This window comes from Sphingobacterium sp. R2 (genome assembly GCF_040760075.1).
Taxonomy (GTDB): Bacteria; Bacteroidota; Bacteroidia; order Sphingobacteriales; family Sphingobacteriaceae; genus Sphingobacterium.
In genome coordinates this window covers 2141121-2163597 of record NZ_CP142884.1, presented here as the reverse complement: position 1 = coordinate 2163597, position 22477 = coordinate 2141121, and the positions used below count along the sequence as shown (strand labels likewise).

The following is a 22477-nucleotide window of genomic DNA, read 5'->3' as shown; positions in this document are numbered from 1 at the left end:
CTAATCTTGCAATTTCCACCTGTCTTGATTTCTATAAAATATTTGCCCCATGACCTATAATACCCCGTCGTGCATTGAATTAAATCAACATTTATAGCCAATAAACCAACAGAATAGCGTATTTTTGTATTGCTTTTTTAACAAAGCATCTTTTACAAGTCAATCTCCAAAAATTAAGATGGAACACACAAGAATAAAGGAACTATTGAATGCCACAGAATTTGGCAAAGAGGTCGTTGTTAAAGGTTGGGTTAGAACTTTCCGTAACAATCAGTTTATAGCAATCAATGACGGTTCGTCAATCAATAATATTCAAGCAGTTGTCGATTTTGAAAATACACCTGAGGATATCTTAAAGCGTATCACCACTGGAGCAGCAGTCCGCGTAAAAGGTCAATTGGTAGCATCATTAGGTAAAGGTCAAAAAGTTGAGGTTAAAGCTACTGAGGTAAGCATTATTGGTGATTCTGACCCCGAAAAATATCCATTACAACCCAAAAAGCATAGCTTAGAATTTTTACGTGAAATTGCGCATTTACGTTTCCGTACCGGTACTTTCAATGCTGTATTTAAAGTGCGTAATGCTTTGGCATTTGCTGTACATAAGTTTTTTCAGGAAAACGATTTTGTCTACATGCACACACCGATCATCACAGGTTCGGATGCCGAAGGTGCTGGAGAAATGTTTCAGGTTACAACCTTGGATTTAAAAAATCCGCCACGCAACGAAAATGGAGATATTGATTTCAAAGAAGACTTCTTTGGAAAATCAACCAACCTTACGGTATCGGGCCAATTAGAAGGTGAGCTTGGCGCCATGGCATTTGGAAACATCTATACGTTCGGGCCAACATTTAGAGCGGAAAACTCAAATACAACACGTCACTTAGCCGAATTTTGGATGATCGAACCCGAAATGGCTTTCTATGAATTAGAAGATAATATGGATCTGGCCGAGGCTTTGCTGAAATATGTCATCAAATACGCTTTGGAAACTTGTCCAGAAGAAATCGAGTTCCTCAAAAATCGTTTGCTGGAAGAGGAAAAATCCAAGCCTGCTGCAGAACGCTCAGAATTAAACCTTGTTGAGAAATTAAACTTCGTATTAACAAACGATTTTGAACGCGTTACCTATACCGATGCTGTTGAAATCTTAAAGCGTAGCAAACCAAACCAAAAGAAACAATTCAAGTATTTAATTGATGATTGGGGAGCTGATTTACAATCGGAACACGAGCGTTATTTGGTTGAAAAACACTTCAAGAAACCTGTTATCTTAACCGACTATCCGCGCGAAATCAAGTCCTTCTATATGAAGCAAAATGAGCCGGACGCACAAGGAAGAAATACAGTCCGCGCCATGGATATTCTTTTCCCAGGCATTGGTGAAATGGTCGGTGGCTCGCAGCGTGAAGAGAATCTTGATCGCTTACTCGATCGCATGGCTGAAGTTGGTATTCTTGCAGAAGAAATGGAGTGGTTCTTGGATACGCGCCGTTTTGGATCGGTACCACATTCCGGATTCGGCGTAGGGTTCGAACGCCTTGTTTTATTCACGACGGGAATGACCAATATCCGCGATGTCATTCCGTTCCCACGCACACCGAAAAACGCAGAATTTTAATCTAAAGAACAACAGCCAAAACAAAATATTTTGGCTGTTGTTCTTTTAGATATAGCGTATCTGAATACAGATAGTAACCATTGCCCCATTGGCATTCTTTAATAGGGCTTGAGATTAAACCTAATTCAGGTACTTAACAAAAATAGAAAATGCTTATTAAGATATATAACGACAACCCCAACCCCAAGGCAGTAGAACAGGCGGTTGATATTCTTCGCCGTGGTGGTGTAATCATCTATCCGACCGACACCGTATATGGTATTGGCTGTGATATCACGCAACAAAAAGCCATAGAACGCGTATGTGAAATTAGAGGACTAAAGCCTGAAAAAGCAAATCTATCATTTATATGCTATGATTTAACAGATATTTCGCAATACACAAAATCCTTCGATACCTCCGTTTTCCGTGTACTGAAAAAAGCCTTACCTGGACCTTTTACTTTTATTTTTAATGCAACAACTAAAGTCCCTAAGCTCCTAAGTTCCAAAAAGAAGACAGTGGGTATCCGTGTTCCAGACAATAACATTGTTCGTGAAATAGTCAAACAATTAGGCAACCCTATTGTGACAGCTTCCATTCACGATGAAGATGAAATTATTGAATATTCTACTGATCCTGAATTAATTCACGAGAAATACGAAGATCTAGTTGATGCTGTTATAGATGGCGGTTATGGCGATAATATAGCATCTACCGTGGTCGATGTTACCGAAGGAACTTTTGATGTCATTCGTGAAGGAAAAGGTGATTTGGAACAATTCCTATAAAAGCCAACTTGCAATAGAAATTCCCCTGATCAACTATTTGCAAAATCCCCGACAGCAGCATTGTTGGTAATTTGTGCAAAAAATGCTCCCATCAACATACTTATAAACAAAACAAGCCACTTATTAACATAAGAAATGTTAATAAGTAGCTTATCAACATAGAGGTATTAACATAAAATGTGCATAACTAGTCATTTATCAACACACAATTGTTAATAACACAACCCAAAAGAATTCAAAAAAGTAACAAAATGTGTAAAACTATGGGGTTATACACATAAAAATGTGTATAAGATAACATTCATCGACAAATTCGTTAAATATCGTGTTTATAAATAAACTATATTAACAGATCTCTGTGGAAAGTTAAGATCGATACTCCACCCGCCTTTTTATCGCTATGTTGAAAAGTTCAAATCCGCGCTTCGTTTCTGTCAGTAGTTTTCCCAGAAAAGGAACCAACAATCCAGAAAATAATTCGCCTTGGACAAATCTAACTTGTGAAGCTCCCACTTGTTCTAACCTAAAATAATGCTCGCCATCAAAAATACCTGGAAAGAATAAATCTCCTTTCCAGCGCAGTTCGCTATGCTGTTCAATAGACAGGAATTTTGGATTCATTTTGATCTTGAATCCGTTTGGTTGTTGTAAAAGCACTTTGCAGCGTTTTCCGACTACCGGTTGCTTTTCAAACTGTTTGATTGTTGGGCTCCACTGGGAATAAGCCTTAAATTCACTTAATACCTGCCAAACCTCTTCTATTGTTGCTTCAATGAGAATACTCGTTTCAATCTTTTTCATTGTGTTCTTTTTATCGCTGAAACGACAAAATAGCTCCATCTTCTTCATCCGTCTTCATATAACGATAAAGCGTATGTGATGCTATCCTAGTTTCGTCTTAATGTCAATTATTACAGCTGCACACAAACTATTCCAAGCTTATTATGAACCGTATACATAAAATTTTGCTTACGTGTTCGATTAATTAAGCTGTTCGTTAACAGCTACACGACAAAACTAGAAAAAGACAGGCAGGTCGCTCTTGACTTTTATCAAGAACTTATTTTTGTTCGAATACGACTCAAGGTTTCTGGGCTCATACCCAAAACGGAGGCGATATATTGAAGAGGAACTTGTTGGAATAATAATTTATGTTGTTCAAAGTATTGGACATATCTCTCCTCCGCCGTTAGACAAATGAAATCCGAAATGCGCTGCTCCATTGTACAAAAGCATTTGGCTAAAAAAGCCTTCTCAAATTTATTCCATTCCTCAATTTCGGATTCCATCCGCTGGTAATCGGACTTTGACAAACGGTATACCGTACAATCGCTAATGCATTGGAAATTCCATCTGGAAGCCCTGCCAAAGATGAAAGAAGCTAGATCTGTCACAAAATGATTCGTTGTACCTATCCATTGCGTAAACTCTCCTTTTTTTGACCAAGCATATTGACGGATTAATCCGGATTCTATCACAAACAGGTTGGAAGAATAATCGCCCGCCTTGATCAAATAATCACCACGTTTTAATTCAATACGCGCGAAGTTTGAGAAAAGTTTTAAGGCACTAGCCTCAGAAATAGGGAAAAAATCTTGGAAGAGTTGATCAAACATGAAAAGAGATTTTATAAAATCACGACTTCTTCAATAATGACGTGACCTACATATTCATTTACCCTTCCTAAAATTTGTCGTCGCATAAGCGCCAATTCATTTTTAATAACAGCAGACTCGACACGTACAAACAGTTTTTTATCACGAACATATAGCTGCTGAGTGCGATTAGCAATAGCTCTACCGATCAATTGAGGCCAAACGGAAGCGATCGATGTTTCGTCAAATTTCCTGCGCAGTTTATAAGCCTCAAGAAGACGTTCAACTCCCTCCTTAATCGTGATATCATCGCTTGAACGAATAAATTCCAGGCTTTTCTTAGCGTGCTTCTTATACATTGACTTGTCCTCCTACAATATCAAATATACGAACAGGACGGTTGATTTCCTCAAATATTCGCTCAATTCTTTTTGAATCTGTATCGGTTAGGAAAATCTGTCCAAAATCATCTTCGGAAACCATTTGCATCAATTTGTGTGTTCTACGATCATCTAGTTTATCGAAGATATCATCCAAAAGAAGCAGAGGCTTAAAACCCTTTTTATGTTGCAAATAAGAATATTGAGCAAGTTTTAGCGCAATTAAAAAAGATTTTTGTTGCCCTTGAGAACCAAATTTTTTCAAAGGCATTCCACCGTGAATTGTAAATATTAGATCATCCTTATGTATACCCTGCGTGGTACGTTCTAACATACGGTCACGCTCCAAGTTCTTCTCCAAAATACGTAAAAAAGAATCAGTCATTAAAGGCGATTCATAGTGCAATTGTACGGACTCCGCGTCGTCAGTGAGGAACTGATAATGTCGGTCAAACTCAGGCTGAAACTCCTCCATAAAGGATCTTCTTTTTTGAAAAATAATATTTCCAACTTCTTCAAGTTGAAAATTAAGAATTTCAATTAGTCCAAGATCAAGTACACTAGTTTGACGCGCTTGTTTAAGAAGGCTGTTACGTTGAGCTAAAAACTTATTATAAATAATCAGCGTATCTAAATATTTATTGTCTGTTTGGGAAATTACATTATCCACAAACTTTCTACGTTCTTCACTCCCATCTGTGACGATGATACTATCGTTTGGGGAAATCATCACCAAAGGAAACAAACCGATATGATCAGCCAATCTAGGATAATCCTTCTTGTTTTTTTTAAACTGCTTCTTTTGATTTTTTTTTAGGCTACAAGATATAAAATCACTGGTTGATTCCTTATTAAACTCTCCCTGTACCATAAACCAGTCGTTACCTGACTTGATGTGCTGTGAATCGATCGGATTGAAATAACTTTTACAAAGGGATAAATAATGAATCGCATCCAAAAGATTCGTTTTTCCAACCCCATTATCACCTGTAAATGCATTTACCTCAGGAAGGAATTCCAAAGATGATTCCGCGTAATTTTTGAAATTTAGAACAGAAAGTTGCTTGAGCCACATGGCACAAAGATACGCTATTTGGATTGCTAAAAATTATTTAATTTCCTCAAAATCGACAAACTCGCCAGCCGTTTCTGTACCTTTACGTTCGACACCTTCTTTTGGCGGAATGTAATCTACATGCACCTTACCTTCGGGCTGCGACCTTTTGGCTTGCTCTTGACGTTGACCGTTAAATTCATAATAAAATGTTCCGCCTTGCCCTTGGCTATTATATGCTCCACCCTGTTGCTGCGCTTTTTTCATTAACTTCTCAGCTGCTTTGCGCATCGCGAAAGGTAAAAATAATTTAAATAAGAATCTTACTACAAAGTAAACAGCGAATGCAATAAGTATAAATTTTAAAAATGCCATAGTTCGTTGTTATTTTATCAAATTTAACCAATAACTCGGAAAATTGATGTCTTTAAAATGTCAGATAAGAATTTATTAACACATTTTAAGATTTTCCTAATTTCTCTTTCGTTTCCCTAATAATCCGGTAGAGCTCTTCTTGACGTTGTGTGCCCAAGACATAAGTAAGGCCATTTTTATCTGTCAGAAAGACAGCATTTTTACCACCTGCAAAAAATTTAATTTTACCTTTTGTATGCAGATTGTAAACTGGGTTATTGAAAAAGAAAGTGCTATATGGTGCCTTTTCAATATTTGTGATAGAAGCAAGATCTATTTTGACCACTCGGGTAGACCAAAGCCCGCTAATAAGAATGTGATCTTCAAAGACCTCCGTACGGAACAATACCATATACATCATTACGATAGATGTGATGATAATACCTACCCCGACAATAAAAAACAATTGACTGGATATCAAATGATCCAAATTCAGATAAAATGCAGTAAAGCAAAAAAGTACAAGCACCAAACGCACACTTATCCAAACACGGTCACGACCTAAATATTGATTTTCCGAATAGAGTATACCTTCTTTCATTTATTTAAGATTTAGCTGTCAATTGGGAGACTCAATACCATTGTTAGGTTATATTTCAACCTATCAATAGCATCGCTTCGCTTCTATGGTTTTCACAATCCACACTATACTGGATTAGCTTCATAGAAACACCTTGTACGTTCTCCAAAAACAGAGTTTTTTTTCTAAATCAGCGGCAGCATTTGTCGCTAATCAGTTCTGCAAACTAAAGTAAGGACTTTTTTTGTATTGGAGGTAATTTTATAACGATTGTCTATCCGATAATTTGCTACCCAAAGAATATCTCCGTTTCCATTCACCACGATCGGAATATTTTCTTTTTCAAATAAGCTGATCTTCTTATTGATAAAAAAATCGCTCAGCTTCTTACGGCCTTCCATACCTAAAGGATAAAAGCTATCGCCAACTTTCCACGATCGAATCGTGAGAGGAAAAACCAATAAATCATACTCCAGCTTCGCAACCTCTGTCGCTTGGACAATAGTTACATCTGTAGAAACCTCAGCATGAAAGCAATACTGCTTCCACTCCACGGTTGAAGTTTCGGAGGTAATCAACCCCTCATCAGCAGAAACAAATTCCTTCTCTCGAATAAAAAGTTCATTTCTGTCCAAGAGCATATGGTAGCAATCAGATTGAAAAATACGCCCCGATTCTCTTACCCATGCCTGTTGGAGATCACTTAATATCGCCTTTGAGAAATTAAAGGGCGAGAATAGCTCATAGAGCAGTGGTAGATTATCAAGATAAGGTTCTAAATCTTCTTTCCGAACCTCCCACCCAGCGCCAGTAGGAAAAAAAAGCAGTTTGCGAATAGGCTCTACAAATTGCTGCAGCAGTTGATAAGACTCTTTAAAATGTTGGATATTCTGCTCGAAGACCATTTCGAAATCTGGCTGAAGCTTTTGAAAATGCGGAATAATATCAATCCGTATTTTATTTCGGGCATATTTTGTTGAAAAATTGGATTGATCATCTCGATAGGAAATACCGTACATATTAACAAAATGTTCAATTTCGCTGGCCTTTAGGAAAAGTAAGGGTCGAATGATGCGTTCCCGGACAGGGAGAATACCCTGAAGTCCCTGAAGACCAGTTCCGCGACAAAGGTTTAATAGAACCGTTTCGATATGATCATTCAGATGATGAGCAACTGCAATTCGATCGAAGTCCATTTCATGTCGCAATTTCTCAAACCAGGCGTAACGAAGTTCACGGGCAGCCATTTGAATCGAAATCTGTCGCTCTTTCGCATAGGTTTTTGTATCAAAATGCCGCACAAATATCGGGACATTATTTTCCGTGGCGAACGTTCTAACCAATGCTTCGTCCGCATCAGAATCCGTACCCCTCAATTTAAAATTACAATGTGCAATAGCAAGGGTATACCCCGCTTTTACAAACAGATGTGCCATAAGCATCGAATCCTTTCCTCCACTCACTGTAAGCAATACCTTATGATGGGGCATCAACAAATGCTCCTTTTCAATATAGCCCTTTAGTCTTTCCAGCACATTCATAGAACAAAGTTAAGGTATATTTTATGTCAAAGATAAATTCAAGTCTTAAAATTTGTGAAATCCAGTAAAGTAGCAATTAAAATACATATTTTTGCCCATGTGAAACAATACATTTATACACTTATTGTATTTATTTTAACTGGCTTGTCGGTCCAAGCACAGAAACAGGATGAGCTAAAGCTTCTTTCATCATCCCATATTATTACTGGAAAAGACGGCAATATTTTGTTTTACCGTCCAGTCTATGAACATGTGGGTTCAACGCTATCCTCAGATAGTGGCTATTTACATAAAGACAACATTGGCAGACAATTTTTTGAAGCCTTTGGAAACGTAATCATTACTCAACCCGACGGTACACAGATATTTTCCAATAAATTACATTATGAAGCAGCAATGCAACTCGCTACACTTACAGGAGCAGTTCGCATGGTCAGCACCAACGGCTCCATACTGACGACCGACCACCTTGTCTATAATATGCGAAGTAAAATCGGTAATTATTACAGTGGTGGGCGTATTCTATCAGGAAGCGATACAATTACAAGCCAGCGGGCTACTTATTTCGAAAATACAGGGGAATCTTATTTCAATCAAAAAGTTGTGGTCCGATCAACCAATGTAAAAGTCTACACGGATTCCATGAAATATAATGGTAATACACGTATTACTGATTTCTATGGGCCTACAAATATCAAGGGAAATAAAGGGGAAAACCTGTATACTGAAAAAGGCCGATACCATATGGCAACGGGCCAGGCTTATTTCTCTAAAAACAACCTCTACACAGAAGGGACAAAGTTTCTTAAGGGAGACAGCCTATTCTACGATAGACAAGTGGGAATCGGTAAAGCCGTAAAAAATGTGGTCTTTGTTGATACCTTAGACAAATTTTACGCCTATGGTGGATTTGGCTTGTACAATGGAAGGAACGAATCCATCACAATGACTGATAAGCCGTTGATCATTTCGGTTGTCAAAAAAGATTCAACACAAAAAGATTCTGTACCTTCTTTGTCTCCTGCTCCACAAAAAACAGGGCAAGAGCTCAAAAAAGAAACTAAAGAGTTAAAGGAAATTGATAAAGATAGACAGAAAGATAAGCTCAAATCAAATAAAACTACATCGCAAGTTGCTCTAGAAGAAAAGGAACGTCCAGGTAAAAATATCAAAAGCGGCAATAATAAACCACTTAAGACTGATTCACAGGTAGATTCTGTTTTTATGACAGCCGACACGCTCTTCTCACAGATGATATTTCGCCGAGATTATATTGCAAGAGATTTTAAATTGAATCGTGAAGGTGGGGCGATTGAGGACGACAATGAGGTCGATTATGGTGACCAAGATTCCAGCTCAACAACAGTTGATTCCACAGGTACATTAGAAAACATAAAAGATGGCATTCACAAGGGAATCGACAGTTTGCCTAAAAAAGACAACAGCAAACCGGTTCTTGAAAAGAACATTAAAAAATTACAAGATACCCTGACAAATAAGAAACCGATTGCAGCAAAAAAAACATCAGCTATTGTCGGTGATCAAAACAAGATAGAAATTGAAAAAAATCTTAAGGCTGATAGTTTATTGCGTAAAAAAGCGATCATCCCGAAAGGCGGTGAATCCGATAAACTGATGGGAGCAGCTTTAAAAAATGCTCAACAGGGTAAACGAGATTCTCTAACACAGGATACGGCCAAAACACGGATTATAAAAGCCTACTATAATGCGCGACTATTTAAATCTGACCTCCAAGCCGTAGCAGATTCTATGTATTATGGTATGCAAGATTCCATGTTCAGACTAATGGGAAAACCAATGATGTGGGCCGAAAACTCACAAATCTCTGGAGATACCATATTCCTACAAGTAAAGAATCAAAAATTGGACAATTCACTACTTGTCGGTAACGCTTTCATGGTAAACGCAACAAGCGACTCATTAAAATTCAATCAGATTAAAGGTCGGAAGATTACCAGCTTTTTCACCAATAACCGTATGGAACGTCTGTTTGTTGATGGAAACGCTGAAAATATATTCTACAATATTGATGAAAAGACCAATGTAACCACAGAGCTTGTCCACGATCGAAGTAGCCGCTTCAAGATCTTGATGGAAGATAATAAGCTGAAGGAATATGTATCCATCCGGAAAGTAGACGGCAAGGTCTATCCTATTGCTGAAGTCACGGCCGATAAGGAATTTCTTCCGAATTTCACTTGGCGACCTGAAGACCGGCCTAAGTCAAAAGACGATTTATTAAATCGAAAAAGGGATCTTTCAAAAGCATCATTTACGGTTCCTACTGCGCCAGAAGGTGAGGAATCAGGGACAATGAAGTCTATTAAAAAAGGCGATAAATCAACGACCCCTCAAAAGGGTGCCGCCAAGAAAGCTGATGGGAACGAAACGCTCGAGAAAGAGAAAGAGGTGGACGCTTCAAACAATAAAACAAGCGCTGCCACCAAAACAGCTAAGCCATCGGAAACAACAGGTAAAGCTAACAGTACGAAAACAAATGTAAAGACTGCAGCCGACAAAGCAACTGCAAAGTCCGACTCAACAACAAATAAATCGGCGATAATATCGGCGCAAGATAGTACACAGACAAAAGTAAAAGCTAAATAACCGCCAATACCAAGTCGCATAAAAAAGCAGCGCAAAACAAATTGTTTTGCGCTGCTTTTTTGATTTAAGCCTATCTGCTGATCCTCTCAGACGCGCTCATTCCTTATCATTAAATAAATAAAAACTTCTATTTATAACTCAAATCAGATCGTAACTAACTTACTTCGTTCTTAAATATGCAGCAAGTTTGCCCACAGCAATCGCACGATGGCTTATGCTGTTTTTTTCAAGGGCAGTCATCTCCGCAAAAGTCTTGTCATAGCCATTAGGGATAAAGATGGGATCATAACCAAAACCATCAACACCTCTACGTTCCGCAATAATTTTACCTTCAATACTTCCCTCAAAGAAGTGCTGCTGCTCATTCAAATATAGTGAAATAACTGTTTTGAATCTCGCTGTACGATTGGGGTTATCGCCTAAATTTTTCAGGACAAGATCAATATTCTTTTCCATATCCCTCGATCCTGAATAACGTGCTGAATAAACTCCAGGCTCACCATTTAATGCATCAATTTCTAAGCCTGAGTCATCCCCAAAACAGTAAAGACCATATTTGTTCACCAAATAGTCCGTTTTCTGCTGGGCATTTTCCTCAAATGTTATACCTGTTTCTGGAATATCATCCTGACAGTCAATATCGTTTAAACTCTTAATGACAAAAGCATCCCCCACGATCGCTTGGACCTCTTCCAATTTATGGGCATTATTGGTTGCAAACACTAATTCTAGCATCTTCTTCAAATTTAGTTTTTGTTTGTTATTTCGCTTTATCTACCGTGCTCCTCACTTTGCAGTGGGCTACGATTTTTCCATGAAGTTACACCTCCAAAAATAAGCATTACCATATATATTCTGTAATAAAACTCATAATTGGCACTATTAACCCAATAAAAATAATAAAAAAGTTTTCTTTAGAAGTTCTTCTACTGCTGACCTTAGTGATGGTGTCGCATGCGGTTCAATTAAATAACAGATGGGGTTTAGGAGCTCACATTCCCTCTTAAATCCCAATTTTATTCATAACAAGTTTCTGATAAAAAAATCAAGAAACAATAAAGGTCTTAAATTCGTTCCAAAACAGCTTCTTTTTGTTCACATCAACAAACATCTCTTCAAAACTGAACGTATTAAAAACCGTCGCAATACGGCCTTTCATGTAGGAATTATGTTCAATAAATGGAAGTTTCAAAGATGCGGGGTCAACACCTAACAATATAATCTTAGTTGGTTGGAAAAACTGCATAATACGCTTAAAATCATTTGGATTATGGGGATTTGCCAAATTGAGTACCGCAACGGTCTCTTTGGTCAATTTCAAGGCACCAATTGTTTTTTCAAAAGCGTCCAATGCGGCGGGAGAAAAGTAAGGGTATTCCTCGTAACGCAAAATAAAGAGTATTCCCTGATCCTTATTTCCTTGATATATAAACTCACCACCCAATACCTCCAGATGGTTAACAGTATCACCGCCCTTGCGGGGCTCAATAGCCAAAGCGGCCTGCTCCGCACCTACCCCCAATGCCAAATACGAAGTGTCCTTCGTTGTCGATGATGCTTGTACAAAAGCTGTTTGCGCATGCGCACTGTTCTCCTCTGGCATAGGATGGGCAGATATATCGGCTTGAAAATCAAAACCATTTCCAAAGATTGTTTCATCCATTAAGGTCTGAAGTGCAACGGGATTATCTGTTGTAAGATTGCTCATCGGGAAAAGAAATATTAGACAGTAAAGATAAAGAAGAAAAAGGGAAAAGAAAAAGGAGCGAAAAATCGCTCCTTTCTGTATGTCAAAAAGATTAATGACTTAAGATATACGAGAAGATTAATGGCGCAACGATTGTCGCATCAGATTCTACGATAAATTTAGGAGTATCAATATCTAATTTGCCCCAAGTGATTTTCTCGTTTGGAACAGCACCAGAGTAAGAACCATACGAAGTTGTTGAATCCGAAATTTGACAGAAATAAGCCCAGAAAGGTACTTCTTCCCATTCAAGATCTTGATACATCATCGGAACTACACAGATTGGGAAGTCACCAGAAATACCACCTGCGATTTGGAAAAATCCAACACCTTTACCTGCTGAGTTGTTACGGTACCATTCTGTCAAGTAAATCATGTACTCGATACCCGATTTTACTGTACTCGCCTTCAATTTACCTTTGATCACATTGGAAGCGAAGATATTACCTGTCGTTGAATCTTCCCATCCTGGACATACAATTGGTAAATTTTTCTCAGCAGCAGCAACAATCCAAGAATCTTTTGGGTCGATTTCATAATATTGCTCCAACACACCAGAGTTAACAACCTGATAAAGAAACTCATGTGGTAAGTAACGCTCACCTTTAGCCTCAGCAGCATGCCAAACATCTTCAAGATGTTTCTGCAAACGACGGAAAGCTTCCTCTTCCGGAATACAAGTATCTGTCACACGGTTATAGTGGTTATCCAATAACTCTCTTTCTTGCTCAGCTGTCAAATCTCTATAATTCGGGATTCTTTTGTAGTGTGAGTGTGCCACAAGGTTCATCACATCCTCTTCCAAATTAGCACCAGTACAAGAAATAAAGTGTACTTTATCTTGACGGATCATTTCTGCCAAAGAAACACCCAATTCGGCGGTAGACATTGCACCTCCCAAAGAGATCAACATTTTTCCACCATCCAATAGATGTTCCTCGTAACCTTTTGCAGCATCTACTAATGCCGCTGCGTTAAAGTGACGGTAATTATGCTCAATAAATTGAGAAATAGGTCCTTTTTGAGTACTCATGATATTTTCTAACTTTTATAAAATAATAAGTACCGCAAAGGTACTGAATATAATCTATTTCGTCCCAATAGAGATTCAAAACGCGTATAGAACACATTTTTTTTAAAGCCAACTAAACCTACTTTCTCAACAACTTAGAGAAAAACAAATAGGCCGCTACCAAAAAGATAACAATAATAATCAGCACAACAATCTCTTGTATCCCTATTCCCCAGTTCATACTATTCATCATTTACCACAATTTAAATGATCCATTTCTCACAACGGTCTAAGAACCCTTGGTCTATATCGGCCCCGATACCAATTTCGTCTGAAATATGTATTTTGTATCCGTCATACTGAATACCACCGATAACAGGATCCTCCAGATGGCCAACCATACACGTGTCCAGATCAAAAAACTTGACATTTGGTGCAGCATACGCGAAATGTACCTTAGCAGCCAAAGCCAAGCGAGATTCCAGCATTCCTCCGATCATACAAGTAATGCCGTATTCCGCGGCAATATGATTAATTTTTAAGGCCTCTTGAATACCTCCTGATTTCGAAAATTTAATATTGATATAATCGCAAGCATCAGCTTTACAGAGACGCTCTGCGTCATGGTGAGAATAAACAGATTCATCTGCCATCACGGGAACAATAGTTTCTGTGCGCAATTGCGGTAAATATTCGTCATCCCAGGTACGCATTGGTTGTTCACAAAATTGTATCTTAAAAGGTTCCAGCCCCTGCAAAGCTTCTATTGCCCCCGCATAAGACCAGCCTTGATTTGCATCCACGCGAATAGGCATTTCGAATCCAACAGCCTTACGTATTTCACGAATACGTGCAATATCCGTTTTTGGCTCCTTCCCCAGTTTAACTTTCAACATGACCGCACCTTCGTCCTGTAAACGCTTTGCCTTCACCGCCATCTCTTCCGGAGACGCAATTCCTAAAGTGATATCTGTCGTAATTTCTCGTTTCGTTCCCTTTAGAAACTGATAAAGCGGTAGACCAGCATGTTTGGCGGCCAAATCATACAAGGCCATATCAAAAGCCGATTTGATCGTTTTGTTACCGGCTATATACAAATCCAATTCAGCCAAACGCTCTTCTATGGCCAAAGGATCGCGCCCCTTCCAGATCTTTGCAAAATCTCTTGCCAGAACTAAGCAAGTATCTTGTGTTTCTCCAACGATCATCGGAAAGGCAGAACATTCACCCACACCATAGATATTGGCATCGGTATATATACGTATAAAGGTATTTTGCGCATAGTCCATTGTCCCTGTCGCAATGACAAAAGGTTCCATAGGAATGCTTAGTCGATAAATTTCAATTTCAGTTATTTTCATCTCATTCTCTTTAGTTAAGCCATGTCGATACAGCATAAAAGCATATGCAATACTTTGCCTAATTTATATATATTCTCGCAATCTTGGGATGCTTTTTCCATATCACACAAAAAAATATTGCCAAATGTTGCATTATTCAGCTACGCATCAAACTGTATTAACAGCTAAGAACAATAAATACAATATCAGCAACAAAACACTTCAAAAGAAATGATAAAATCAAATTAAACAGATTTTCATTAGAATATTTACAATATTTACGTTTTTTATTCCTATATTAGCAATGTATAATATTTGAAAAGGAAAGATGATTCAACAAAGACCGAAAACGGAGGGCCTCTACGACCCTAATTTTGAGCATGACGCCTGTGGGGTAGGCTTTGTCGCCCATATCAAAGGGAATAAATCACACGCACAAGTAAAGGATGCATTGACCATGTTGGAAAACATGGAACACCGCGGTGCTTGTGGCTGTGACCCAGAAAGTGGTGACGGAGCAGGTATCATGATCCAACTTCCGCATGAATTTTTATGGGAAGAATGTATCAGCTTGGGTATACAATTGGAGGAGCCAGGTTATTATGGCACAGGTATGGTTTTTCTTCCTAAAGAAGAAGACATGAACAAAATATGTCGGGATTTAATTGAAGAGGCGGCAGTAGAGAGGGGTATGAAATTCCTTGGTTACCGTCCAGTACCTGTCAATCGTGAAGGTATTGGACCAACAGCGCTCAGTGCGGAACCCGAGATTGTCCAATTTTTTGTCAGCAGACCGGACGGCGTTTCAAACACTGAAGAATTTGAACGCAAGCTTTTTGTATTACGTCGCCTGATCATCCAAAAAGTTAAACAACAACAAGAATACCCTCTCCCACTTTACTTTGCATCCCTTTCTTGCAAAACAATTATTTACAAAGGTCAATTAACAACATACCAAGTCGGAACCTATTATCTCGATTTACGCGATCCTCGTGTAGTATCTGCTTTTGGCTTAGTTCACTCGCGTTTTTCAACCAATACATTCCCTTCATGGTCACTCGCACAGCCTTTCCGTATGTTGGCACACAATGGCGAGATCAACACCCTGACAGGTAACCTCAATTGGTTTTATGCAGGCATGCGTGCATTATCATCGCCTTACTTTACAGAAGAGGAAATGGAAATCCTGCTTCCTGTTGTAGACCGTGGTCAATCAGACTCTGCATGTCTCGATAATGTTGCCGAATTGCTTTTACATAGCGGCCGTAGTTTAACCCATGTCATGTTAATGTTAGTTCCTGAAGCTTGGGATGGCAACACACAAATGGATCCGTTAAAACGTGCTTTCTACGAATATCACGCCACATTAATGGAACCTTGGGATGGTCCTGCAGCACTTTGTTTTACCGATGGTAAACACATTGGCGCTACATTAGACCGCAACGGCTTACGTCCACTTCGTTATGCCGTAACCTCAGACGACCGTGTCGTGGTTGCTTCTGAAGCAGGTGCACTTCCAATCGAAGAATCTACCATCATCAAAAAAGGCAGACAACAAGCAGGCAAGATTTTTCTTGTCGACATGGAACAGGGCCGTATCCTTACCGATAAAGAAGTAAAAGATCAATTGATCAATCAACAACCCTACAGCGATTGGTTGGATAATTACAAAATCAAGCTGGAAGAATTGGAAGAACCCCGTGTAACCTATACCTACCTTTCCAAAGATTCCGTTTTCAAATATCAAAAGACATTTGGTTTCTCCCGAGAAGACCTGGAAACTATCCTGACGCCAATGGCGCTAACAGGATATGAACCAACAGGCTCAATGGGTTCCGATGTTCCGCTAGCCATTCTTTCCGATCAACCACAGCATATCTCAAGTTACTTTAAGCAATTCTTTGCTCAAGTAACCAATCCACCAATCGATCCAATTCGCGAACGCTTGGTCATGAGTTTAGCAACATTCATCGGTAACGCAGGCAATATCCTGATCGAAGACAAGAAATTCTGTCACTGTGTGACTTTGCCACATCCGATTTTGACCTCCAAAGAACTGGAGAAATTGCGTTCCATCGATACAGGTTTATTCCAGGCAAAAACCATTCAATCTTACTTCCGCTCGGATGGCAAACCTGGGGCATTAGAAGCAGGTTTAGAGCGCCTGTGTCGCTATGCTGATGATGCTGTACGTGATGGTTTTGAAGTCTTAATCCTTTCGGATCGCGCAATCGACTCCAAACATGCTGCGATCCCTTCCTTACTTGCTGTATCAGCTGTGCACCACCATTTGATCAAAACCGGAAATCGCGGCGCAGTAGGTCTAGTGGTCGAAGCCGGTGATGCTTGGGAAGTACACCATTTTGCCTGCCTATTGGCATTCGGTGCCACAGCGATTAATCCTTATATGGCACTGGCAAGCATCCGTACCATGAAGGAACAAAACACCTTAGATACAGAGCTTACTTGGCCAGAATTATCCAAAAACTACGTCAAGGCCGTCAACAATGGTTTGTTGAAAATTTTCTCCAAAATGGGGATCTCCACATTGCAATCCTACCACGGAGCACAGATCTTCGAGGTACTCGGCATCGACAAATCCGTTGTTGATAAATTTTTCTGCGGAGCAGTCTCACGTATCGGCGGCATGACATTAGATGATCTTGCCAAAGAAGCCCTCTCAAAACACTGGCGTGGATTTGAAAAAAGCCGTACCCCGCAAAATCTATTGCCAGAAGGCGGTATTTACCAATGGAAACGCCGCGGTGAAGGCCACCTTTGGAATCCTGACACGATTCACCTCTTGCAACAGGCCTGTCGCACTGGAGACTACGCAACCTATAAAAAATACGCGCAGAAAATCAACGAGCAAAAAGAACATATGTTTACCCTTCGTGGATTGTTGGACTTTGCAAAACATCGCAATTCTATTCCATTGGAGCAAGTAGAACCTGCTAGTGAAATTCTAAAACGTTTCGCAACCGGAGCGATGTCCTTTGGGTCAATTTCCCACGAAGCGCATAGTACCCTTGCCATCGCCATGAACCGCATCGGAGCAAAATCCAATACCGGCGAAGGTGGAGAGGATGAACTTCGTTATAAACCACTCCCAAATGGAGATTCCATGCGTTCAGCAATTAAACAGGTTGCCTCGGCTCGTTTTGGTGTCACGTCCAATTACCTGACACAAGCAGATGAGTTACAGATTAAGATGGCGCAAGGAGCCAAACCAGGTGAAGGGGGACAATTACCAGGGCCTAAAGTTGATGCCTGGATAGCAAAAACCAGACACTCTACACCGGGTGTCGGTCTGATTTCACCACCACCCCATCACGATATTTACTCCATCGAAGATTTAGCCCAGCTGATCTTTGACCTAAAAAATGCCAATCGTCAAGCAAGAATCAACGTAAAATTGGTCTCTAAAGCAGGTGTTGGTACCATTGCTGCCGGAGTTGCAAAAGCTCACGCCGATGTCATCCTCATTGCAGGTTTTGACGGCGGTACAGGCGCATCCCCAATCAGTTCAATCAAACATGCCGGTCTTCCTTGGGAATTAGGCCTTGCAGAAGCCCATCAGACACTGGTGAAAAACAAATTGCGCAGCCGTGTCGTGCTTCAAGCTGATGGTCAGGTAAAAACAGGTCGTGACATCATCATTGCTACACTATTAGGAGCCGAAGAGTGGGGTGTGTCCACTGCTGCCCTAGTTGCCGGCGGCTGTATCATGATGCGTAAATGCCACCTGAATACCTGCCCTGTAGGTGTTGCAACTCAAGATCCAGAACTGCGTAAATTATTCTCCGGAAAACCAGAAGATATTGTCAACTTATTCACTTTCTTGGCAGAAGAAGTGCGCGAAACAATGGCGTATCTAGGCTTTCGCACCATCAACGAAATGGTTGGACGAGCTCAATTCCTAAAAAAACGTGAAAATATAGATCATTGGAAAGCAAAGAAAATTGACTTTACCGATATATTGCACGTAGAGCGAAACGAGCCTGGGCAATCATTATACAATACCGAGGAGCAGGATCACGGTATGGCCATGATCTTGGATTGGGGCTTATTGAAACAGTCTAAATTGGCTCTTGATACCAAAACACCTGTATTTGGCACCTTTAAAGTAAAAAATACAGACCGTACCATCGGAACAATGCTGTCTAATGAAATATCAAAACTCTATGGTTCTGAAGGCCTACCTGATAATACCATCAATTTCAAATTTGAAGGTTCGGCCGGACAGAGCTTCGGCGCATTTTCGACCAAAGGACTTTCATTTGAGTTACAAGGTGAAGCCAATGATTATGTTGGAAAAGGGCTATCAGGAGCTCAGCTAGCCATCTATCCCGTTGCAGAAAGTGCTCTTGTACCGGAAGATAATATCATTATCGGTAACGTAGCACTATTTGGTGCAACCTCAGGTCATCTATTCGTCAACGGACAGGCCGGCGAACGCTTTGCTGTACGTAACTCAGGTGCAACAGCGGTAGTTGAGGGTGTTGGTGACCATGGCTGTGAGTACATGACTGGGGGCCGTGCGCTAATCTTGGGCGCAACAGGTCGTAACTTTGCTGCCGGAATGAGCGGCGGTATCGCATGGATCTACGACATTAACGAAGATTTCCGCGATAATTGTAATCAGGAAATGGTTGACTTAGATCCATTGGAAAGTGAAGACGAAACCGCAATCATTGCCTTGTTAAAACGTCATATCTTGCTGACCAATAGTCGCAGAGCAGATTTCATTCTACAAAACTGGTCGAGAGAAAAAAATAAATTCATTAAGGTATTCCCAAGAGAGTACAAAAATGTCATTCGTCAAAAATTGGTTGAAGCATAATATAGGAAGCACAAATCATGGGAAAAATTACAGGTTTTAAAGAATTTGAGCGCGTGCTTCCACCAAAAGAAGCTGTCGAAGCACGCGTACAGCACTTCAAGGAATTTAACAAAGGTTATTCTGAGAATGAACTTAATAAGCAGGCCGCGCGCTGTATGGATTGCGGTATTCCATTCTGCCATTCAGGCTGTCCATTGGGCAATGTTATCCCTGAATTTAATGATGCTGTATACGATGGAAAATGGGAAGAGGCCTATCAGATTTTATCCTCCACCAATAACTTCCCCGAATTTACAGGCAGAATATGTCCGGCACCGTGTGAGTCGGCTTGTGTACTGGGTATACATAGTACTCCGATCACTATTGAAGAGATTGAGAAACATATTATTGAGATCGCTTTCAAAAAAGGCTATGTCAAAGCGCACAAAAGTTATTTAAAAACAGGCAAACGCGTTGCTGTGATCGGCTCTGGTCCTGCAGGACTTGCCGCTGCAGCACAGCTTAACAAAGCAGGACACGATGTTGTCGTCTTCGAACGTGATGATCAGGTCGGAGGATTACTACGCTACGGTATTCCAGATTTTAAATTAGAAAAATCAGTGATTGATCGTCGTATCCACCTCATGAAAGAATCTGGAATCGAATTCAAGGTGAATACAGAAGTTGGCAAAGATACAAGTATTTACGAACTAAAAGCTTATGACGCTATTGTATTGGCAACAGGATCAACTGTACCCTGGCATATGCAATTACCGGGACATGATGCCAAAGGTATCCATTTTGCAATGGACTTTTTGACCCAACAAAATAAAGAAGTGAGCGGAATAACGATCGAACAAGACCGCATCCTGGCAACAGACAAACATGTTATTGTCATCGGCGACGGTGATACTGGATCAGACTGTATAGGTACATCCAACCGGCACCGTGCAAAAAGTATCACACAGATTGCCCGTAAACCAACGCCATCTAAAGAAAGGCTAAAGAGTAATCCCTGGCCAATGGATAAGCTTACATTTGGTACATCCTCTTCGCAGGAAGAAGGCTGTGAAAGACTTTGGGCTACAGAAACCCAAGAATTCGTTCAAGATGAAAATGGACATATCAAAGCAGTAAAAATCAAAGAGGTTCAATACGAAGTGGATGAATTCGGACGAAGAACCCGCTTAGGCGAATCCGAAATCCGTGAAATCCCGGCAGATCTCGTATTACTGGCTATAGGTTATCAACATACTGAACATACGCTCTTAGAGCAGTTAGGTGTACGTGTCGATGAAAAAGGAAATATCCTTGCAAATGACAAAGACTACCAAACGACAATTGATAATATCTTTACTGCCGGAGACTGCCGTAAGGGACAATCCTTGGTTGTTTGGGCCATCTCCGAAGGACGCGAATGTGCTCGAAAAGTCGATGAATACCTAATGGGTTATTCAGAGCTTGAAAGCAAAGACTTCCTGACCACAATAAATGCTTAAAAGTAGGCCGCGCTCGCCAAAAAGTTCATACAAGTGGTATACTAAGCCATCGTATAATCATTAGCGATAAGAGCAAAAGCGTGGAAAGTATAAAATTATAAAAAGGTCCGTTGAGAATTTAACGGACCTTTTTATAATCAGGCATTAGTCCCTATTTCAGTGGGTCCTTAAGTTTAACAAAATAAATGCTGTTTTTATCTACAGTCTTTATGTAAGGCAATATTTTCGACTCATAGAAACCTTTTCCAGTTACCCCAAAATCATCATCATTACATACCGCAATCAGAGATGGATGAATAACAGCCAAGCCTTCTGCTTTATCATGCGGATACAATTCCTTGATGTCAGTCATTAAATCGGCAACCAACGTTTTATTGACTGGTTTAATATTATATTTAGCCAATGTAGCCGCGTCTTTGAGTTCCTCGACAGTTTTACCGTCAAATAATTTCCCATTTACGGTATTATTCGCATCCGAGATATCTGTTGCGCCAGAAAGATCTATTTTATAAATTCGCTTAAATACAGTAGAACGAGTTGCTTCTGTCGCGTATTCCCCATCGCGTTCCAAGACAATAAATGTTGAATTGCTCACGGCAGCGATTTCACTCACAGCCTGCAAATCGCTACGCTCCATCATATAGACATATTGTTTCGTGGCGCCGCTCGCAATATCCAGCGTAACAATACGGATTGCCAACGAGTTTTTAATCGCATCTTTCGATGGATTATACAGTGGAAATTGCATGATACCGACTAGAGTCTTTCCATCTGGGGTAATTGTCAAACCTTCCATTCCGCGATTAGGACGACGTTTGGCAAATACCAAAGGCAACTTTTTACCCGTAGACCACGGATTAATCCGTTCGATTTCTTTTCCCGAAACGTCAAAGTGAACAATATGTGGTCCATATTCGTCACTGACCCACCAAGAACCATCCGCAGCCCTTGCTAGTCCCTCGGAATCGATTCCATTCTCACTTTTCCCTAGATCTTTACCATCAACCCCCAATGCTTTTTCCCCAGAACCACCCTTTCCTTCAGGATTTGGCAGACCATTCAATTTCAAGCCATCTTTATTTTTTAATTCGATAACAGACTCCAATGTTAGCGTATTTTCCTTTAACCTAAATTTACCAATCTGTGGTGCAAATGCTGGAGTAGCAAATACTTTGCTATCACTTTCAGTTCCATCAATATTCGGTCCCCGATCAGTTAAAAGATAAAATATGGATTTATCAGTAGGATCTTGAACCATCGATGACCCATAGCCTCCATTATACACTTTTACACCATTAATATCACTTAATACTTTTGGATCTGTTGCTATTGCCTTTTGGGGATAGGTCAATTCCACAATCGGGTCAATAATCTGCGACACATCATCTTTACTACATGAAGCACACAATAGGGCCATCCCCAGTACACTGTATATTTTTTTCATCTGTTCAAATTTTTAAATAATGCTTACTGCTGTTCAGGTTTATTCGAATAACCAAATTTTATTCCTCTCACCTTGCATGCCTGATAA

General features: G+C 40.0%; 17 protein-coding genes. 5 read left to right on the top strand and 12 right to left on the bottom strand.

The window, feature by feature from the left end; translation table 11 throughout:
* Window positions 1-178: 178 nt before the first annotated feature.
* The gene (gene asnS, locus VXM68_RS09035; protein ID WP_367211060.1) at window positions 179-1624 is read left to right on the top strand and encodes an asparagine--tRNA ligase; all 1446 of its coding nucleotides are present in this window, start codon (window positions 179-181) and stop codon (window positions 1622-1624) included.
* 149 nt (window positions 1625-1773) lie between these two features.
* Window positions 1774-2394 carry an L-threonylcarbamoyladenylate synthase gene (locus VXM68_RS09030; protein ID WP_293956399.1) on the top strand — a complete coding sequence of 207 codons (621 nt, stop codon included), beginning with the start codon at window positions 1774-1776 and terminating at the stop codon, window positions 2392-2394.
* 366 nt (window positions 2395-2760) lie between these two features.
* On the opposite strand, the gene VXM68_RS09025 is transcribed toward VXM68_RS09030, so the two are convergent.
* The 7 genes from VXM68_RS09025 to tilS form a co-directional block, all read right to left on the bottom strand.
* Complete coding sequence (locus tag VXM68_RS09025) at window positions 2761-3195, bottom strand: SRPBCC domain-containing protein (protein WP_293879585.1); 435 nt, start codon at window positions 3193-3195, stop codon at window positions 2761-2763.
* Between the two features lie 251 nt (window positions 3196-3446).
* A complete protein-coding gene (locus tag VXM68_RS09020; RefSeq protein ID WP_294184028.1) occupies window positions 3447-4010 on the bottom strand; it encodes a Crp/Fnr family transcriptional regulator in 564 nt (187 codons plus the stop codon).
* A gap of 11 nt (window positions 4011-4021) precedes the next feature.
* On the bottom strand, window positions 4022-4348 hold the full coding sequence (locus VXM68_RS09015; RefSeq protein ID WP_293956396.1) for a DUF721 domain-containing protein: 327 nt from the start codon (window positions 4346-4348) through the stop codon (window positions 4022-4024).
* Window positions 4341-5444, bottom strand: coding sequence for a DNA replication/repair protein RecF (locus VXM68_RS09010; RefSeq protein ID WP_294184026.1), 1104 nt, complete (start codon window positions 5442-5444; stop codon window positions 4341-4343). Before VXM68_RS09010 ends, VXM68_RS09015 begins: the two co-directional genes overlap by 8 nt.
* 33 nt (window positions 5445-5477) lie before the next feature.
* The gene (locus VXM68_RS09005) at window positions 5478-5798 is read right to left on the bottom strand and encodes a DUF4834 family protein (RefSeq protein WP_209578618.1); all 321 of its coding nucleotides are present in this window, start codon (window positions 5796-5798) and stop codon (window positions 5478-5480) included.
* Window positions 5799-5883: 85 nt separating this feature from the next.
* Window positions 5884-6378 carry a hypothetical protein gene (locus tag VXM68_RS09000; RefSeq protein ID WP_367211059.1) on the bottom strand — a complete coding sequence of 165 codons (495 nt, stop codon included), beginning with the start codon at window positions 6376-6378 and terminating at the stop codon, window positions 5884-5886.
* 188 nt (window positions 6379-6566) lie between these two features.
* On the bottom strand, window positions 6567-7898 hold the full coding sequence (tilS, locus tag VXM68_RS08995; protein WP_312331536.1) for a tRNA lysidine(34) synthetase TilS: 1332 nt from the start codon (window positions 7896-7898) through the stop codon (window positions 6567-6569).
* A gap of 54 nt (window positions 7899-7952) precedes the next feature.
* Here tilS and VXM68_RS08990 point away from each other — a divergent pair, with 54 nt between their 5' ends.
* Window positions 7953-10526, top strand: a complete 2574-nt coding sequence (locus tag VXM68_RS08990) for an OstA-like protein (protein ID WP_367211057.1) — start codon at window positions 7953-7955, stop codon at window positions 10524-10526.
* A 159-nt stretch (window positions 10527-10685) separates the two neighbouring features.
* Here the strand turns inward: VXM68_RS08990 and VXM68_RS08985 are convergent, their stop codons facing one another.
* The 4 genes from VXM68_RS08985 to VXM68_RS08970 all read right to left on the bottom strand — a co-directional run bounded on the left by VXM68_RS08985 (window position 10686) and on the right by VXM68_RS08970 (window position 14646).
* Window positions 10686-11261: a non-canonical purine NTP diphosphatase gene (locus VXM68_RS08985; protein WP_293956388.1), complete on the bottom strand. Its 576-nt coding sequence runs from the start codon at window positions 11259-11261 to the stop codon at window positions 10686-10688.
* Between the two features lie 310 nt (window positions 11262-11571).
* Complete coding sequence (locus VXM68_RS08980) at window positions 11572-12234, bottom strand: hypothetical protein (protein WP_367211056.1); 663 nt, start codon at window positions 12232-12234, stop codon at window positions 11572-11574.
* Between the two features lie 91 nt (window positions 12235-12325).
* Complete coding sequence (locus tag VXM68_RS08975) at window positions 12326-13306, bottom strand: deoxyhypusine synthase family protein (RefSeq protein ID WP_367211055.1); 981 nt, start codon at window positions 13304-13306, stop codon at window positions 12326-12328.
* Window positions 13307-13548: 242 nt separating this feature from the next.
* Window positions 13549-14646: a mandelate racemase/muconate lactonizing enzyme family protein gene (locus tag VXM68_RS08970; protein WP_367211053.1), complete on the bottom strand. Its 1098-nt coding sequence runs from the start codon at window positions 14644-14646 to the stop codon at window positions 13549-13551.
* A 307-nt stretch (window positions 14647-14953) separates the two neighbouring features.
* Between VXM68_RS08970 and gltB the strand changes: the two genes are divergently transcribed.
* Together gltB and VXM68_RS08960 are read left to right on the top strand one after the other, a co-directional pair.
* Window positions 14954-19468: a glutamate synthase large subunit gene (gene gltB, locus VXM68_RS08965; RefSeq protein ID WP_294345374.1), complete on the top strand. Its 4515-nt coding sequence runs from the start codon at window positions 14954-14956 to the stop codon at window positions 19466-19468.
* Between the two features lie 17 nt (window positions 19469-19485).
* Window positions 19486-20946 carry a glutamate synthase subunit beta gene (locus VXM68_RS08960; RefSeq protein ID WP_293956382.1) on the top strand — a complete coding sequence of 487 codons (1461 nt, stop codon included), beginning with the start codon at window positions 19486-19488 and terminating at the stop codon, window positions 20944-20946.
* Window positions 20947-21097: 151 nt separating this feature from the next.
* Here the strand turns inward: VXM68_RS08960 and VXM68_RS08955 are convergent, their stop codons facing one another.
* Window positions 21098-22390 (bottom strand): esterase-like activity of phytase family protein, encoded by a 1293-nt coding sequence (locus VXM68_RS08955; protein WP_367211052.1) that lies wholly within the window; start codon window positions 22388-22390, stop codon window positions 21098-21100.
* Window positions 22391-22477: the final 87 nt, after the last annotated feature.

Bases quoted from the DNA above. Each gene is read 5' to 3' on its own strand.
- VXM68_RS08975 (WP_367211055.1), bottom strand. From the start codon at position 13,306: ATGAGTACTCAAAAAGGACCTATTTCTCAATTTATTGAGCATAATTAC.
- VXM68_RS08960 (WP_293956382.1), top strand. From the start codon at position 19,486: ATGGGAAAAATTACAGGTTTTAAAGAATTTGAGCGCGTGCTTCCACCA.
- VXM68_RS09015 (WP_293956396.1), bottom strand. From the start codon at position 4,348: ATGTATAAGAAGCACGCTAAGAAAAGCCTGGAATTTATTCGTTCAAGC.
- VXM68_RS08980 (WP_367211056.1), bottom strand. From the start codon at position 12,234: ATGAGCAATCTTACAACAGATAATCCCGTTGCACTTCAGACCTTAATG.
- gltB (WP_294345374.1), top strand. From the start codon at position 14,954: ATGATTCAACAAAGACCGAAAACGGAGGGCCTCTACGACCCTAATTTT.
- VXM68_RS09025 (WP_293879585.1), bottom strand. From the start codon at position 3,195: ATGAAAAAGATTGAAACGAGTATTCTCATTGAAGCAACAATAGAAGAG.
- VXM68_RS08970 (WP_367211053.1), bottom strand. From the start codon at position 14,646: ATGAAAATAACTGAAATTGAAATTTATCGACTAAGCATTCCTATGGAA.
- VXM68_RS08985 (WP_293956388.1), bottom strand. From the start codon at position 11,261: ATGCTAGAATTAGTGTTTGCAACCAATAATGCCCATAAATTGGAAGAG.
- VXM68_RS09030 (WP_293956399.1), top strand. From the start codon at position 1,774: ATGCTTATTAAGATATATAACGACAACCCCAACCCCAAGGCAGTAGAA.
- VXM68_RS09010 (WP_294184026.1), bottom strand. From the start codon at position 5,444: ATGTGGCTCAAGCAACTTTCTGTTCTAAATTTCAAAAATTACGCGGAA.
- tilS (WP_312331536.1), bottom strand. From the start codon at position 7,898: ATGAATGTGCTGGAAAGACTAAAGGGCTATATTGAAAAGGAGCATTTG.
- VXM68_RS08955 (WP_367211052.1), bottom strand. From the start codon at position 22,390: ATGAAAAAAATATACAGTGTACTGGGGATGGCCCTATTGTGTGCTTCA.
- asnS (WP_367211060.1), top strand. From the start codon at position 179: ATGGAACACACAAGAATAAAGGAACTATTGAATGCCACAGAATTTGGC.
- VXM68_RS09000 (WP_367211059.1), bottom strand. From the start codon at position 6,378: ATGAAAGAAGGTATACTCTATTCGGAAAATCAATATTTAGGTCGTGAC.
- VXM68_RS09020 (WP_294184028.1), bottom strand. From the start codon at position 4,010: ATGTTTGATCAACTCTTCCAAGATTTTTTCCCTATTTCTGAGGCTAGT.
- VXM68_RS09005 (WP_209578618.1), bottom strand. From the start codon at position 5,798: ATGGCATTTTTAAAATTTATACTTATTGCATTCGCTGTTTACTTTGTA.